Source organism: Streptomyces litmocidini (genome assembly GCF_014649755.1).
GTDB classification, from domain to species: domain Bacteria; phylum Actinomycetota; class Actinomycetes; order Streptomycetales; family Streptomycetaceae; genus Streptomyces; species Streptomyces litmocidini.
On sequence record NZ_BMTQ01000005.1, the window covers coordinates 495707 to 511715 of the forward strand.

The following is a 16009-nucleotide window of genomic DNA, read 5'->3' on the forward strand; positions in this document are numbered from 1 at the left end:
CGCTATGGGTGAAACGACCGTGAAGAGCTTGGACAGCCGGACGACCCCGTCGTCACCCATCGTGGCCGACGAGGGAAGGTTCGCGCGGCTGCGCGCGCGCTCACCACGCCGTCCCACCATCTGGTTCGAGATCCTGCTCATCGCGGTGAGCTACTGGACGTACTCGCTCGTCCGCAACGCGGTGCCGGAGCAGAAGGCCGAGGCGCTCAGGAACGCCGACTGGATCTGGAAGGCCGAGGAGTCCCTCGGCCTCGCCTTCGAGCACGCCGTCAACCACGCCGTGAACTCGGTGACGTGGCTGATCGTCTCGATGAACTACTACTACGCCACGCTGCACTTCGTCGTGACCATCGGCGTGCTGGTGTGGCTGTACCGATGGCATCCGGGCCGTTACGGGGCGTTCCGCACGGTCCTGTTCGCGACCACGGGCGTGGCCCTGGTCGGCTACTACCTGTATCCGCTCGCGCCGCCCCGGCTCATGAACGGCCAGAACTTCGTCGACACGGTGCTCGTCCACCACACCTGGGGCTCGATGGCCTCGGGGAACCTCAAGCACGTGTCGAACCAGTACGCGGCGATGCCGTCGATGCACATCGGCTGGTCGCTCTGGTGCGGGATGACGATCTTCCTGCTCGCCCGGGCGCCCTGGGCGAGGATCCTGGGCCTGCTCTACCCGACGGCGACCCTCGTCGTCATCGTCGCCACCGCCAACCACTTCTGGATGGACGCGGTCGGCGGCGTGCTCTGCCTGTCCTTCGGCTTCGCCGTCTCCTACTTCTGGTACGGCTCCCGCCCCCATCGCCTGCCGAAGCTGGTGGAGCCGGCGGCCTCGTCCCCGCGGCGGAGCGGTCCGCCCCCGGTGACGGGGACGGACCGCGAGGACGACGCGGAGCCGGTCGCCTCCGGCAAGTGACCCCGACCGGCCGGGCCCCGCGCGGGGCCCGGCCGGTCGCCGTGCGTGCTTGCCACCCCGGTGCGGGGCCCGGACCCGGTGCCGGCCCCGGTACGGGACCCGGCGCGCGGCCCGGACCCGGTCAGCCCCTGTAGGTGATCCCGCCCCCGGTGACCGTCAGCCGTACCGGTGCCTCGGCGGCCTCGTCCGCCGGCGCCTCCACCGGGTCCAGGGCGAAGGCGGTGAGGTCGGCCCGGAAGCCCGGGGCGATCCGGCCCGCGACCTTCTCCTCCCCCGCCGCGAGCGCCGCGTGCGTGGTCATCCCCTCCAGGGCCATCGGGCCGGTGAGCCCGCGCCGGGCGGAGGCCGCGCCGCGCGGGGCGCGGGCGGTGGCGAGGACCTGGCGGGCGTCGTAGTGGGCGATGGGCCAGTCGGAGCCGAGCGCGAGGTGCGCCCCGGCGTCCCGCAGGTCTCGGCAGCGCCAGGCGCGGGCGGCCCGCTCCCCGCCGAGCCGCCTGGACCACTCGTCGGTGTGGTCGGCGCGGGTGTACGCGGTGTGCGGGGGCTGCATCGAGGCGACGACGCCGAGTGCGGCGAAGCGGCCGAGCTGGTCGTCGGGGACGGTCTCGATGTGCTCGATCCGGTGGCGGGGTCCGCCCGTACCGAGCCCCTCCACGGTGTCGAGGACGTGCCGGACGGCGGCGTCGCCGATGGCGTGGGTGGCGGTGCCGACCCCGGCCCGGTGGAGCCGGCGCACGGCGGCGGAGTAGGCGGCCGGGTCGGGCCAGAAGGCGTCGGTGCCCCGGCCGTGGCAGTCGGCGTGCTCCAGCCAGGCGGTGCCGCCCTCGACGGTGCCGTCCATGAAGAACTTGACGCCGCCGATCCGCCACAGGCGTCCGGCCCGCTCCTGGAGCCGTACGAATCCGTCGAGCTCCTCGGCGGTGGCGCCGGGCATGCACCAGGGGGCGAGGCGGAGGCGGACCGGCAGGTCGCCGTCCTCCTCGATGCCGGCGAGGAGTCCGGGGACGTCGTGTCCGCCGAGGTCCATGACGTGGGCGGCGGTGAGGCCGGTGGCGGCCATGGCGCCGAGCAGTTCGACGAGCCGGGCGCGGCGCTCGGCGTACGGCCGGGCGGGCAGGACCGGGGTCATCAGGTCCATGGCGGCGTGCTCGACGAGGTGTCCGGTGGGGCGGCCGTCGGCGTCGCAGACGATCTCGGAGTGCTGGGCGAAGGCGCGGGGGCCTTCGATGCCGGCGGCCTCGAGGGCGGCCCCGCTGACGAGGACGGAGTGCCCGTCGTAGAGGCGCAGGTGGGCGGGGGCGCCGCCGAGGGCGTCCTCGACGAGGTCGTGGTGGATCGGGAGGCCGCCGAAGACGTTGTGGTCGAGGCCGTGGCCGAGGACCCAGCCGTCGCGGCGTTCGGCGCGGCGGAGGGCGGCGCGCAGTCCTTCGAGGTCGGTGACGGCCGAGAGGTCGGTGCCGGTGAACATCTCCAGGCCCCAGACGGGGTGGCTGTGGGCGTCGGTGAGGCCGGGGGTGAGGGTGGCGCCGGCGAGGTCGACCGTCTCGGTGCCGGGGCCGGCCCAGGCGCGGGCCTCGGCGTCGGTGCCGAGGGCGGTGATCAGTCCGTCGTGGACGGCGACAGCGGTGTGCCGGGAGAGCTCGGGGGTGCGGACGCGGGCGTTGACGAGGAGGAGGTCGGGTGCGGGCACTGGGGGTCGGCTCCTTCGGTGGACGGCTCTGCGGCGAAGCGGGCGTAGACCTCGGGGCGGTTGCGGCGCAGCCGGTGCGCGAGGAGGAGCCCGAGGACGAGGACGGCGGGGACGACGGCGACGAGGACGGTGTTGACGGCGGGGGAGGCGCCGGTGAACAGGTCGACCTTGGAGGCGACGAGCCAGAGGGCGACGGCGAGGAGCACGGCGGCGGCGGCCGGGGCGACGAGGGTGCGCAGGGCGCCCTCCTGGTGGGGGACGCGCCGGAAGTGGCGGACGACGGCGAGGGCGGCGAGCAGCATCAGCGCCATGAGGCCGAGCATGCCGGGGGTGTTCACCCAGAGCAGCAGCTGGGTGTACGGATCGGCGCCGGCGGCGGCGAAGCCGAGCACGATGACGGCGCCGAGCACGGTCTGGGCGGCGCCGGCGAGGTACGGGGAGCGGTGGCGGGGGTGGACGCGGCCGAGCGCGGCGGGCAGGACGCCTTCCTCGGCGAGCGCGAGGCCGTAGCGGTTGATCGCGTTGTGGAAGGCGAGCAGCGAGGCGAGGATGCTGGTCACGATGAAGAGGTGCATCAGGTCGGCGGCCCAGCCGCCGACGTAGGTGGTGATGGCGGTGAAGAAGAGTCCGCCGGTGTCGCCCGCGGCGGCCTCGACGACCTTGTCGTCCCCGAAGGCCTGGATGACGGTCCAGACGACGAAGGCGTAGAAGAGGCCGAGGAAGCCGACCGCGATGTAGGTGGCGCGGGGGACGGTGCGGGCCGGGTCGCGGGCCTCGCGGCGGTAGATGACGGTCGACTCGAAGCCGGTGAAGGCGGAGAAGGCGAAGGCGAGCACGGCGGCGGTGCCGGGGACGAACACGTTGCCGGGGGCGAAGGAGTCGAGCGAGAGGCCGTCGGCGCCCCCCTCGACCAGGACGCCGGCGGCGAGGAGCACGAGGATGCCGGTCTCGGCGACGAGCAGCACGCCGAGGACCTTGGCGCCGAAGTAGATGGAGCGGTAGCCGCCGTACCAGATGATCACCAGTCCGGCGAGGGAGATCGGCAGCCAGGGCAGGTCGACGCCCCACAGGGCGTGGGCGGTGTCGGCGGTGGCGGAGCCGAGGAGCCCGTAGACGCCGATCTCCATGCCGTTGTAGCCGACCATCGCGACGAGGGCGGCGGCGATGCCGAGGGGTTTGCCGAGGCCCTGGGCGATGTACGCGTAGAAGGCGCCGGCGCTGCGGACGTGGCGGCTCATGGTGGTGAAGCCGACGGCGAAGACGGCGAGGGTGAGGCCGGCGAGGAGGTATCCGGCCGGGGCGCCGATGCCACCGAGGACGAGGGCGATGGGGGCGACGCCGGCCATGACGGTGAGCGGGGCGGCGGCGGACACGACGAAGAAGGAGATGTCGGCGGTGGTGAGCGTGCCGGGGCGGAGCCCGGGCGGCTCGTCGGAGGTGCTGGACGACATGGGGTGGGGAGGCCCTTCTGCGGCGGGAGCAGGAAACCTAAAGCCTTTCGGTTGGCGCAATGTAGCCTCGTGCCCGACGATTCGGGAAGACCTGAACTGGGGGAAAACCTTCATGGGCCGGCCGCGCACACCCCTCCTCGACCGGGAGCGCATCACCACCACAGCGCTGGAACTCGTCGACGAGCAGGGCGAGTTCAGCGTCCCGCAGATCGCCCGCCGGCTCGGGGCGCAGACGGCCTCGGTGTACCACCATGTGGACGGCCGGGACGGCATCGTGGAGCTGCTGCGCGAGCGGGTCTGCGACGCCATCGACGACGACGCCTTCGAGCTGGCGCCCTGGGACGCGGCCATGGCCGCCTGGGCCCGCTCGTACCGCGCCGCCTTCGCCGCCCACCCCCGCACGATCCCGCTGCTCACCGCCTCGCCGGTGCGCGCGCCCAAGGTGCTCCAGCAGTACGAGAAGGCCGTCGCCCGCCTCCTGGAGGCGGGCTTCCCGCTCCCGGACGTGATGCCGGTGATCATCGGCCTGGAGAACCTGGTGCTCGGCTCGGCCCTCGACATGGCCGCGCCCGAGATGATGTGGGAGCTGGCCGACGAGACGGCCACTCCCCGGCTGGCCCGAGCCCTCGGCGCGGTCTCCGGGAGCCGCGCCGACCGGGCCTTCGAAATGGCCCTCGCCGGCTATCTGACCCACGTCCGGACGCTGCTCGACACGGACCGGCCGTAGGGCCGGACCGGCCACGGGAACGGATCGGCCGCGGGACCGGACCGACTGGAGGAACGGGTCGGCCGCGGAGGCGGGCAGCCTTGAGGGCGGGCAGCCGTGAGGGCGGGCAGCTGTGAGGGCGGGCCGGCCGCGAGGACGGGTCAGCTGTAGGACTGGAGCTCGAGGAGCCGCCCCTCGGGGTCGCGGAGGTGGGCGGTGCGCAGGCCGGGACCCCACTCCGGGCGGTCGGCCGCGCCGAGCACGGGGGCGCCGCCGGACCCCAGGCAGAGGGCGAGGGCCTCGTCGACGTCGTCCACCCTCAGCACGAGCATCCCGGTGTCCTGGAACGGCTCCTGACGGTCCGGCAGGTCTCCGGTGCCGAGGACGGAGGCCATCGCGGCGCGGTCGAACAGCACCAGGACGCCCCGGCCGTCCACCTCCCAGTTGGCGTACGGCCCCTCCGGCCCGCCCTTGTCGAGGTCCGCCCCGGTCAGCGGCGGCAGGACGGCCGCGTAGAAGCGGAAGCAGTCGGCGAAGCGGGCGACGAGCAATCGGGGGTACGGGGCGTGCACGGCGGACTCCTCGAAAAACAGTAGGTCTGCACCCACTATAGGAGTGGACCTTAGAATTCGGTCATGTCTTCCGCGCGATCCGCCCCGCCCGCCCTGCTCGGCCTGAGCACCTATCTGCTCTCCAGGATCGGCAAGGCCGCCCGGGGCAGACTGGCCGACCGGCTGGCCGAACGCGGCCTGCGCCTCTGGGACATGGCGGTCCTCGCCGCCCTCGCCGACTTCGGCCCGCACGCCCAGCGCGACCTCGTCGTCCGCCTCGGCGTCGACCCCAGCGACATGGCCAAGGTGGTGGAGCAGCTGGCCAACGGCGGATACGTCGAGCGGGCGCGCGACCCCGAGGACCGCAGGCGGGTCTCCGTCACCCTCGCCCCGGCCGGCCGGAACCTCCTCACGGAACTCGACGCCGAGGCCCGCTCCGTCCAGGACGACCTGCTCGCACCGCTGAGCCCGGAGGAACGGGCCCAGCTCCAGGGCCTGTTGCTCCGGGTGCACGAGGGACTCTAGGCCCCGTAGAACAGCTCCTCCACCACCGCGCGGGCCCGGCGGGTGATCCGGCGGTAGTCGTCGACCATCTCCCCGACGTGACCCGCCTCGTACCCCAGGTACCGCCCCACCGCGGCGAGTTCGCGCGGCTCCGAGGGGAAGGTGTCGCCGGGACGGCCGCGGACCAGCATCACCGCGTTGCGCACGCGGGTGGCCAGGACCCAGGCCTCGTCGAGGGTCTGCGCCTCCTCCGTCGGGATCAGCCCCGCCGCGTGGGCGGCGGCCAGGGCCTCGCGGGTGCGGGTCGTCCGCAGGGCCGGTTCGGCCCAGCCGTGCCGCATCTGGAGCAGCTGGACCGTCCACTCGACGTCGCTGAGACCGCCGCGCCCGAGCTTGGCGTGGAGCGTCGGGTCGGCGCCGCGCGGCAGCCGCTCGGACTCCATCCGGGCCTTGAGGCGGCGGATCTCGCGGACCGCGTCCTCGCCGAGGCCCTCCGCCGGATAGCGCAGCGGGTCGACGAGTCCGATGAAGCGGTCCGCCAGTTCCAGGTCCCCCGCCATCGGCGCGGCGCGCAGCAGCGCCTGGCTCTCCCAGACGAGCGACCAGCGGCGGTAGTAGGCCTCGTACGACTTCAGGCTGCGCACCAGGGGACCGCTCTTGCCCTCCGGACGCAGATCCGCGTCGATCAGCAACGGCGGGTCGGCCGTGGGCAGTTGGAGCAGCCGCCGCATCTCCGCGACCACCCGGTTCGCGGCCCGGGTCGCCTCCTGCTCGTCGACGCCCTCGCGCGGCTCGTGCACGAACAGCACGTCGGCGTCGGAGCCGTACCCGAGCTCGTGGCCGCCGAAGCGGCCCATGCCGATCACCGCGAACCGGGTCGGCAGCTCCTCGCCCCACTCGGCGCGCACGGCGGCCCGCAGGGCGCCCGCGATCGTCGCCGCGTTGAGGTCGGTGACGGCCTCCCCCACCCGGTCCACGAGCGCGCCCGGATCGGGCTCGCGGGGGCTGTCCTCGGTGCCGTACGAGCCGATGAGATCGGCCGCGGCGGTGCGGAACAGCTCCCTGCGGCGCACCCCGCGGGCCGCCGCGACCGCCTGCTCGGCACCGCCCGCGCGGCCCACCGCCGCCAGGACCTCCTGCTCCAGGTGGTCCCGGCCGCGCGGCTTCAGGCCCTCCGGGTCGCCGAGGATCGCGACGGCCTCGGGGGCGCGGAGCAGCAGGTCGGGGGCGAGGCGCCCGGCGGACAGGACCCGGGCGAGGTTCTCGGCGGCGGCGCCCTCGTCGCGGAGCAGCCGCAGGTACCAGGGGGTCTTGCCGAGGGCGTCGGAGACCTTGCGGAAGCCGAGGAGACCGGCGTCCGGATCGGCGGAGTCCGCGAACCAGCCGAGCAGCACCGGCAGCAGGGTCCGCTGGATCGCGGCCTTCCGGCTCACCCCGGAGGCCAGCGCCTCCAGGTGGCGCAGGGCGGCGGCGGGGTCCGCGTACCCGAGCGCTTCGAGCCGCTGCCCGGCCGCCTTCGGGCTGAGCCGGATCTCACCGGGGGCGAGCTGCGCGACGGCGTCGAGCAGCGGCCGGTAGAAGAGCTTCTCGTGCAGCCGTCGCACGACGGCGGCGTGCCGCTTCCACTCCTTGTTGAGCTCGGCGACCGGATCGGTGCGCATGCCCAGGGAGCGGCCGAGGCGGCGCAGATCGGCCTCGTCCTCGGGGACGAGGTGGGTGCGGCGCAGCCGGTACAACTGGATGCGGTGCTCCATGGCCCGCAGGAACCGGTACGCCTCGTCGAGCTGGGAGGCGTCGGCGCGGCCCACGTAGCCGCCGGCGGCCAGCGCCGCGAGCGCGTCGAGGGTGGTGCCGCTGTGCAGGGTGGCGTCGCTGCGGCCGTGCACCAGCTGGAGGAGCTGGACGGCGAACTCGACGTCCCTGAGGCCGCCGGGGCCGAGCTTGAGCTCGCGGTCGACCTGGGCGACGGGGATGCCGGCGACGACGCGGCGGCGCATCTGCTGCACGTCGGGGACGAAGTTCTCGCGCTCGGCGGCCTGCCAGACGAGCGGGGAGACGGCGGCGATGTACTGGGCGCCCAGCTCGGGGTCGCCCGCCACCGCGCGCGCCTTGAGCAGCGCCTGGAACTCCCAGGTCTTCGCCCACCGCTGGTAGTAGGCGAGGTGGGAGGAGAGGGTGCGCACGAGGGGACCGTTGCGGCCCTCGGGGCGCAGATTGGCGTCGACCGGCCAGATGGTGCCCTCGACGGTGGCCTCCGAGCAGATCCGCATCAGATGGGAGGCGAGCCGGGTCGCGGCCTGGAGCGCCTTCCCCTCGTCGGCGCCCTCGGCGGGCTCCCCGACGAAGATCACGTCCACGTCGGAGACGTAGTTCAGCTCGTGGCCGCCGCACTTGCCCATCGCGATCACCGCGAGCCGGCACATGGCGGCGTCGGCGGGCGCGGCCGTACGGGCGATGGCGAGCGCGGCGCGCAGGGTCGCCGTCGCCAGGTCCGCGAGCTCGGCGGCGGCCTGGGCGACGTCGGTGGTGCCGCACACGTCACGGGCCGCTATGGCGAGGAGGCAGCGGCGGTAGGCGACCCGCAGCGACACCGGATCGGTGGCCTCGGCGAGCCCCTGCTCGAACTCGGCGACCCCCGGGTGCAGGTCGACCGCCTCGTACGTGACGAGGGACTCCCAGTCGCGGGGGTGCCGGGCCAGGTGGTCGGCGAGCGCCTCGGAGGCGCCGAGCACCCCGAGGAGCCGGTCCCGGAACGGCTTCGCGGAGAGCAGCGTGGTGGTGAGGGTCTGCCGCTCCGTCTCGGCCTGCGCCTCGACGAGGCGGACCAGGCCGCGCAGGGCGAGGTCGGGATCGGCGGTGGCGCCGAGGGCGTCGAGCAGGACGGGATCGCCGCGCAGCGCGGACAGCTCGGGCACGTCGAGGAGCCGTTCGGCCTCCGAGGGATCGGTGAACCCGTGCCGCAGCAGACGTGAGAACGTGCTGCTCCTGCGTCCCGGCACCGTCATTCCGCCGCTCCCTCCGAACAGGTCCGACCCCGGGGACGAACCCGGGGGAACGAGCCTATCCGCAGCGCGGAGCCCGGGCGTCCGGGGTTGTGGATCGCAGGGGGGCGCGGGGGCCCTCGGCGGACCGCGGCGGATCGTGGCGGACCGCGGCGGATCACACGTGACGTCCCGCACATCGGTGGCTTTTCGGACCCGATGAACCGTATTCCTTGAACGTTCGTCCTGCCTTCCGCGGGACCATCCCGCTCGTCCGACCTCATGGGAAAGCACACCACCGAGACATGCCCGTCCGCCGCCGCCTCCGCCCCCTCCCCCGCCCGTCCCGCCGCAGGACCGCCAGGACGGCGGTGACGGCCGCCCTGGTGGGCGGCGCCTTCGCCGGGCTCCTCACGGTGACGGGAGCGCCGCAGGCGGCGGAGGATCCGTCGCACGTGCCGACGAAGGTCCCGCCGACGGAGGCGCGGGGGAAGACCGGGGAGCAGGGGAAGCAGGAGGGACCGGGGAAGGGCGACAAGCCCGGGACCGGCCCCGCGCGGGGCGCCGGCTCCCCCTCCCCCGTCTCCGTGATGCAGATCGTGGCCCACCCGGACGACGACCTGTTCTTCATGAACCCGGACGTCTCCCAGTCCCTCCGCTCCGGCAGCCCCCTCGCCGCCGTCTACCTCACCGCCGGCGAGTCCGACGGGGTCAACGCCCTTCCCCGCGACGCCAAGGCCATCGCGCCCGACAAGGCCGGCTACGCCGAGGCCCGGCAGAACGGCATACGCGCCGCCTACGCCGAGATGGCGACGGGCAGCCGGACCAGCTCCTGGGACCGGACCGCGATACCCACGGCCGGCGGCGGATGGGCCGAACTGGACACCCTGCGCGCCCGGCCGCAGATCAGACTGGTGTGGCTGCAGATACGCGAGGCCGGAGCCATCAACGGCGACCGGCCGCACAGCCTCCACGGCCTCTGGGACGGCCGGATCACCGCCCTCGGATCGCAGCGCTCCGCCGGCACCCCCGTCACCGCCGACTTCGCCTACACCAAGGAGCAGGTCGTGGCCACGGTGACCGGACTCCTGGAGCGGTTCCGGCCGACCTTCGTCCGGATGCAGGACCCGAGCCCCGGCACGTACCCGAAGAGCGGGAAGTTCCGGGACCACCAGGACCACCTGTACGGGGCGCGGTTCGTACAGACCGCGCTCGCCCGGTACGCGGAACTGCCCGACCACCCCCACGTCGGCGTGCAGAACTACCTCGGCTACCCGACCAGCGCCCTGCCGCACACCCTCGACCCCGAGACCGCCGACGCGAAGCTGCGGACCCTGAAGACGTACGCCTGGCTGGACGGCGTCCACGACTGCGGGCCCGACGCCGGCTGCGGCGACCTGAAGGTGGCCGCACGGCCCGCCGGGCGGGGCTGGACCCAGACCGTCCGGTACGCCCGGGGCACCTCCACCTCCTGGGTCCAGCGCGACCCGGCCGGCGGACTGCACGCCTTCTCCGTCCTCGACGGACGCCTCGCCGCCTGGCGGAAGCCGGCGGCCTCCGTGGCCTGGCAGGGACCGGAACTGCTGCCCGGCACCGGACTCGACAGCGGGATCACCTCCGTGACCCTGCCCGACGGCCGCATCGCCGTCTTCGGCACCCGCACGACGCTCGGCGGCGAGGCCGCCGCCTACCGGCGCGAGGTGGTCACCACCGTCCAGACCGCTCCGGGCGCCGGCTTCGGCCCCTGGCACTCCCTCGGCACGCCCGAACGGAACGACGCCGAGGGCACCTCCGACATCAGCGCGCCCGCCGTGACCGTGGCCCCCGACGGCCGGGCCACCCTGGTCCTGCGCGACAGCCGCCACCGGCTGACGGCCCGTGAACAGCGGCCCGACGGCGGCTGGGGGCCCTGGCGGTCCCTGGGCGGCACGGAGGTGTACGGCGACCCGGTGGCGGCGACGGACGCCGAGGGCCGGGGGCACGTCTTCGCCAGCACCCCGAACACCGTCCTCGCCTGGGCCGAGCAGGGTCCCGGCGGGCCGCTGACCGGGCCCGCGGCGACCGGACTGCCGCCGACGACCCTCGCGCTGAGCGCGAGCGCGGCGCCGGACGGCGACGGCGTGCGCCTCTGGTTCCGCAAGCCGGCCTCCGGCGACCTGCGGAGCGCCGACTTCTCCGGTACGGGTCCGATCTCCCCGGTCGCGGAACTGCCCGGCACCGGCGTCGCGGGCTTCGGCCCGGTGAGCGGAGGCGACGGCGTGCTCGCGGTCCGCTCCCGCACCGGCTTCCTGGCGACGGCCGCCCCGCACGGCCGGGCCGGGGCGCGCCCGGTGTGGACGCTGGAGAAGTTCCTGTTCTCCGGCGCGCCGGACGCGGGGACGGACGGGGTGGCGGCGATCGGCCTGGACGGTCGCCTCCACTGGACCCCGGCGGGCCGCTGACCCCTCCCGCCGCGAGCAGCCGCTCACCGGGACGGCGCCCGCCCCTCGCGCCCCGCCGCTGCGGGCGGCGCCCCGCCGTTGTGGGCGGCGCCCCGCCGTTGTGGGCGGCGCCCCGCCGTTGTGGGCGGCGCCCCGCCGTTGTGGGCGGCGCCCCGCCGTTGTGGGCGGCGCCCCGCCGTTGTGGGCAGTCGTTCCGCTGGGGCGGAACGGGTGGGCACAACGGACGGCGCCCCTTGCCGGCGCCCGAGGCTCCCGCGCCTGAACCCGCACCGAACGTGCGCCGCACGACGTGGTGCGGGTCGGGGCGCGGAACGCGGAGGCGCCGCTGAGAGGCGCCGTCCCGTGTGCCCACCCTCCCCCAAGCTCTCGGCTCCGCTCGAGCAGGGGGGACCCCCCTCGCCCAGCGGGACGATTGCCCACACGGAGGTGCGGGGAGGGGCACCGCCCGCAGGGCGCGGGTCCCACGCGGGCGAGGGCACCGCCCCGCAGGGCGCGGGTCCCACACCGGCGGGGGCACCGCCCCGCAGGGCGCGGGTCCCACACCGGCGGGGGCACCGCCCCGCAGGGCGCGGGCCCGCACGGGCGGGGGCACCGCCCCGGCGGGTGCTCGGGCGAGGGCGGTGCAGCCCGCGAGGGCAAGGGGCGGCGGGGAGGACCGGTCGGTCAGAAGCCCCGGTAGAAGTGGCGGAGCCGGTCGTCCTCCGCCACGCACCGCATCCCCGCCGCCTCCATCACCCGGTGCGAGGCCGGATTGTCCAGGTCGGCGTCGCCCTTCACCCCGGCGACGCCCGCCACCCGGGCGACTTCGAGGAGCGCGCGCAGTGCCTCGGAGGCGTATCCGTTCCCCCGTACCGCGGGCGTCAGCCCGTACCCGACGGTCGCGACCCCGATCTCGTCCGGCGGCCCGTGGAACCCGATGCCGCCGACGACGACGCCGTCGAGTCGTATCTCGTAGGGCCGGAACACTCCCGGGTCCCCCTGCTCGGCGAGCCCGCGCAGGAAGCCGGTGGCGGCCCGGACGTCCCCGTCGCCGGGGTACTCCTCTCCCCAGCGGTCCCCGGCCCCGGCCTGCCGGGCGACGATGCGCGCGGCCTCGGCCTCGCTCAACGGATGCAACACGAGCCGCGCGGTGGCGACGGGTTCGATCTTCACCGCGGCAGTCTGGACCGCCCGCCGGGCCCCGGGCAACGGGTTTGGCCGCGCGCCGCCCGCCCCCGGCCGGCCCCCTGCCGGCCCCCGGCCGGCCGGTCTCGGCCACCGCCCCCTGGGCGGGGGAGCCGGGGCCGAGCGCGAGACCGGGCACCGCGCCGGCCGCCCGGTCGGCGGTCGTGGGCACGAGTTCCGTGCCGCCGGCAGGGCGGGGGACGCCCGCCCCTACAGCACCGGCAGGTTCTTCCGGAGCTCGAAGGCGGTGACCTCGGAGCGGTACTCCTCCCACTCCTGCTTCTTGTTGCGCAGGAAGAAGTCGAAGACGTGCTCGCCCAGCGTCTCGGCGACCAGTTCGCTCTTCTCCATCAGGGCGATCGCCTCTCCCAGGTTCTGCGGGAGCGGCTCGATGCCCATCGCGCGGCGCTCCGAGTCGGAGAGGGCCCAGACGTCGTCGTCGGCACCGGCCGGGAGTTCGTAGCCCTCCTCGATGCCCTTGAGGCCGGCGGCGAGGAGGACCGCGTAGGTCAGGTAGGGGTTGGCGCCCGAGTCGATGGAGCGGACCTCGACGCGGGAGGAGCCCGTCTTGCCCGGCTTGTACATGGGGACGCGGATGAGCGCGGAGCGGTTGTTGTGGCCCCAGCAGATGTACGAGGGGGCTTCGCCGCCCGAGCCGGCGGTGCGGGAGGAGCCGCCCCAGATGCGCTTGTAGGAGTTGACCCACTGGTTGGTGACGGCGGAGATCTCGCCCGCGTGGCGGAGGAGGCCCGCGATGAAGGAGCGGCCGACCTTGGACAGCTGGTACTCGGCGCCCGACTCGTAGAAGGCGTTCCGGTCGCCCTCGAAGAGGGACAGGTGGGTGTGCATGCCCGAGCCGGGGTAGTCCGAGAACGGCTTCGGCATGAACGTGGCCTGCACGCCCTGCTCCAGGGCCACCTGCTTCATGACCAGGCGGAAGGTCATGATGTTGTCGGCGGTGGACAGTGCGTCGGCGTAGCGGAGGTCGATCTCCTGCTGGCCGGGCGCGCCCTCGTGGTGGGAGAACTCCACCGAGATGCCCATCGATTCGAGCATGGTGATGGCCTGGCGTCGGAAGTCCATGCCGACGTTCTGCGGGGTGTGGTCGAAGTAGCCCGAGTTGTCGGCCGGGGTGGGCCGGGAGCCGTCGAGCGGCTTGTCCTTCAGGAGGAAGAACTCGATCTCGGGGTGGGTGTAGAAGGTGAAGCCGAGGTCGGAGGTCTTGGCCAGGGCCCGCTTGAGGACGTAGCGCGGGTCGGCGAAGGAGGGCGAGCCGTCCGGCATGAGGATGTCGCAGAACATCCGGGCGGTGCCCGGGGCCTCGGCGCGCCACGGCAGGATCTGGAAGGTGCCCGGGTCCGGCTTGGCGATCATGTCCGACTCGTAGACGCGGGCGAAACCCTCGATCGCGGAGCCGTCGAAGCCGATGCCCTCGTCGAAGGCCTGCTCCAGCTCGGCGGGGGCCACGGCCACCGACTTGAGGAAGCCGAGCACGTCGGTGAACCACAGGCGTACGAAGCGGATGTCGCGCTCCTCGAGCGTACGGAGCACGAATTCCTGCTGCTTGTCCATTTCCACACCCATCCTCGCTGGTCAGGCCGCCTGCTCCCACCGCCTCCGGTACATCGGGGGGCACCTGAGCATCCCACCACATGGTTTCGCGCACGTTGCACACCCATACTGCCTGCTCGGATGTGACTCGGGTAACGGGGATCGGCCGGATTCGGGAGGCTTCCCCGCCCGTCCGGCATCCGCCCGCCGGTACCGGGTGGTACCCCGTTCGGCCCACGGAGGCGCTTCGCCCACTACGATCTGCGCCCATGGGGGCCACACGGCTCGTACGCCCGTCCCGACACGCGCGTCCCATGGCACTGGCGAGTGCCGTGGCGACGCTCCTCGCCGCGCTCTTCCTCTGTCAGGGAACGGTGCCGGAGCGGCACGGCGCCCCTCACGCGGCGGGTCCGCGGACGCCGACGGCCGTCGCCGCCACCGGCGAGTACGTCTGCCCGTACGACCGCGGCGGCTGCTCCCTCTTCCCCTCGCTCTCCCCCGCGGTGCTCAGCGCGCCCCCGCTCGACGCCCCGCCGCACGCGGACGGCGGGGCGCCGCGCCTCGCGCCGCCCTCCGGTGACGGGCCGTCGCGCCGCTCGGGCGCCCGGCCGCGCGCGCCGGACCTGCACGTCCTTCAAGTTCTCCGGACGTAGCGGCGACGGGCGCCCCGCCTCCGCGGCGGGCCCGCCCCCGCACGTCCACCCCCGAACTCCACCCCACTCCCGAAGAAGGACGACACCACCATGGCCGCCAACCGCTCCGCCACCGCCGACCGCCGCGCCCGAATAGAGGAGATGCGCCGCGCCGAGCAGGCCCGTGAGCGCCGCAACCGCTTCGTCACCATCGGCGTCTCCGCCGTCGTCGTGCTCGGCCTCGTCGGCTTCGGCACCTTCGTGCTGATGAAGAAGTCCGACGAGCAGGACGCCAAGGACGCCGCCGCGAAGGCCCCCATCGCGGCCGAGAAGTCGTGGGACCCGAAGAAGCTCGGCCGCAACCACGTCCAGACGGCCGTCAAGTACGACATGAAGCCGCCGGTGGGCGGCGACCACAACCCGGTCTGGCAGAACTGCGACGGCGTGGTCTACACGAAGAAGATCGCCGACGTGAACGCCGTGCACTCGCTGGAGCACGGGGCCGTCTGGGTGACGTACAACAAGAAGGCCTCCCAGGCCGACGTGAAGAAGCTGGCCGACAAGGTCGGCAAGACCAAGTACTCGCTGATGAGCCCGGTGGACGACCAGGCCGGCGCGATCATGCTGTCCGCCTGGGGCAAGCAGGTGACCGTGGACGGCGCGGACGACCCGCGCGTCGACGCCTTCTTCACGAAGTACGTCCAGGGCCCGCAGACCCCGGAGCCGGGCGCGGCCTGCACGGGCGGGATCGGCGCGGACGGCCAGGGCGGTACGGGGATGGGCCAGTGAGGCTCGACCGTACGCAGGGGGCGGCGGTCGCCGCCGTCGTCCTCGCGCTGCTGTTCGCCGGGGGCGCGGTCACCGTCGCCTCCGCCGACCGTGACGAGGAGCCGGACACCCCGGTCTCCTCGTCGGCGGACGCCGGCTTCGCCCGGGACATGGCCGTGCACCACCAGCAGGCCGTCGAGATGTCGTTCATCGTCCGGGACCGGACGAAGGACGAGGAGGTCCGGCGGCTCGCGTACGACATCGCCAACACCCAGGCCAACCAGCGGGGCATGATGCTCGGCTGGCTCGACCTGTGGGGGCTGCCCAAGAACGAGTCCGGTGTCGAGCCGATGGCCTGGATGGGCATGGGCGGCATGGGGGGCACGGGCGATCCGGACGGGGCCCTGATGCCGGGCATGGCGACCAACGCGCAGCTGGACGAGTTGCGGAGGGCCGACGGCCGGGCCGCCGAGGTCCTGTACCTGAAGCTGATGACCGCGCACCACAAGGGCGGGGTCCACATGGCCGAGGGCTGTGTCCAGAAGTGCGGCGTGGAGATCGAGCGGAACCTCGCGCAGGGCATGGTCGACGCGCAGACGTCGGAGATGGCGCTGATGGCGGACATGCTGAAGAAGCGCGGGGCCTGAGCCCCGCCGG

Annotated in this window: 13 protein-coding genes; 7 read left to right on the top strand and 6 right to left on the bottom strand. The window is 74.2% G+C overall.

Annotation, left to right across the window (positions count from 1 at the left end; genetic code table 11):
- Nucleotides 1-4: 4 nt before the first annotated feature.
- Nucleotides 5-913, top strand: coding sequence for a phosphatase PAP2 family protein (locus tag IE180_RS14445; protein WP_190157259.1), 909 nt, complete (start codon nt 5-7; stop codon nt 911-913).
- A 121-nt stretch (nt 914-1034) separates the two neighbouring features.
- On the opposite strand, the gene IE180_RS14450 is transcribed toward IE180_RS14445, so the two are convergent.
- Together IE180_RS14450 and IE180_RS14455 are read right to left on the bottom strand one after the other, a co-directional pair.
- Nucleotides 1035-2603, bottom strand: a complete 1569-nt coding sequence (locus IE180_RS14450; protein WP_190157260.1) for an amidohydrolase — start codon at nt 2601-2603, stop codon at nt 1035-1037.
- Nucleotides 2513-4054, bottom strand: coding sequence for an APC family permease (locus tag IE180_RS14455; RefSeq protein ID WP_190157261.1), 1542 nt, complete (start codon nt 4052-4054; stop codon nt 2513-2515). Before IE180_RS14455 ends, IE180_RS14450 begins: the two co-directional genes overlap by 91 nt.
- A 112-nt stretch (nt 4055-4166) precedes the next feature.
- On the opposite strand from IE180_RS14455, the gene IE180_RS14460 reads away from it, so the two are divergent.
- Entirely contained in the window at nt 4167-4781 is a 615-nt protein-coding gene (locus IE180_RS14460) for a TetR/AcrR family transcriptional regulator (RefSeq protein ID WP_190157262.1), read from the top strand.
- Nucleotides 4782-4921: 140 nt separating this feature from the next.
- Here the strand turns inward: IE180_RS14460 and IE180_RS14465 are convergent, their stop codons facing one another.
- The gene (locus IE180_RS14465; protein WP_190157263.1) at nt 4922-5332 is read right to left on the bottom strand and encodes a VOC family protein; all 411 of its coding nucleotides are present in this window, start codon (nt 5330-5332) and stop codon (nt 4922-4924) included.
- A gap of 63 nt (nt 5333-5395) precedes the next feature.
- Here IE180_RS14465 and IE180_RS14470 point away from each other — a divergent pair, with 63 nt between their 5' ends.
- Nucleotides 5396-5836 carry a MarR family winged helix-turn-helix transcriptional regulator gene (locus tag IE180_RS14470; RefSeq protein ID WP_190157264.1) on the top strand — a complete coding sequence of 147 codons (441 nt, stop codon included), beginning with the start codon at nt 5396-5398 and terminating at the stop codon, nt 5834-5836.
- Here IE180_RS14470 and IE180_RS14475 read toward each other — a convergent pair.
- Nucleotides 5833-8820 (bottom strand): bifunctional [glutamine synthetase] adenylyltransferase/[glutamine synthetase]-adenylyl-L-tyrosine phosphorylase, encoded by a 2988-nt coding sequence (locus IE180_RS14475; protein WP_190157265.1) that lies wholly within the window; start codon nt 8818-8820, stop codon nt 5833-5835. The two genes, IE180_RS14470 and IE180_RS14475, sit on opposite strands and share 4 nt — an antisense overlap.
- A gap of 281 nt (nt 8821-9101) precedes the next feature.
- Here IE180_RS14475 and IE180_RS14480 point away from each other — a divergent pair, with 281 nt between their 5' ends.
- Nucleotides 9102-11237, top strand: a complete 2136-nt coding sequence (locus IE180_RS14480; RefSeq protein ID WP_190157266.1) for a PIG-L family deacetylase — start codon at nt 9102-9104, stop codon at nt 11235-11237.
- A gap of 663 nt (nt 11238-11900) precedes the next feature.
- Here IE180_RS14480 and IE180_RS14485 read toward each other — a convergent pair.
- A complete protein-coding gene (locus IE180_RS14485) occupies nt 11901-12389 on the bottom strand; it encodes a GNAT family N-acetyltransferase (protein WP_229860474.1) in 489 nt (162 codons plus the stop codon).
- A gap of 222 nt (nt 12390-12611) precedes the next feature.
- Entirely contained in the window at nt 12612-13973 is a 1362-nt protein-coding gene (gene glnA2 / locus IE180_RS14490; protein WP_190157267.1) for a gamma-glutamylpolyamine synthetase GlnA2, read from the bottom strand.
- Nucleotides 13974-14266: 293 nt separating this feature from the next.
- On the opposite strand from glnA2, the gene IE180_RS14495 reads away from it, so the two are divergent.
- The 3 genes from IE180_RS14495 (at nt 14267) to IE180_RS14505 (ending at nt 15999) form a co-directional block, all read left to right on the top strand.
- Nucleotides 14267-14605, top strand: coding sequence for a hypothetical protein (locus IE180_RS14495; RefSeq protein WP_229860475.1), 339 nt, complete (start codon nt 14267-14269; stop codon nt 14603-14605).
- Between the two features lie 90 nt (nt 14606-14695).
- On the top strand, nt 14696-15373 hold the full coding sequence (locus IE180_RS14500) for a thioredoxin-like domain-containing protein (RefSeq protein ID WP_190157269.1): 678 nt from the start codon (nt 14696-14698) through the stop codon (nt 15371-15373).
- On the top strand, nt 15370-15999 hold the full coding sequence (locus IE180_RS14505; protein WP_190157270.1) for a DUF305 domain-containing protein: 630 nt from the start codon (nt 15370-15372) through the stop codon (nt 15997-15999). The genes IE180_RS14500 and IE180_RS14505 overlap by 4 nt, the downstream gene beginning before the upstream one ends.
- Nucleotides 16000-16009 lie beyond the last annotated feature (10 nt).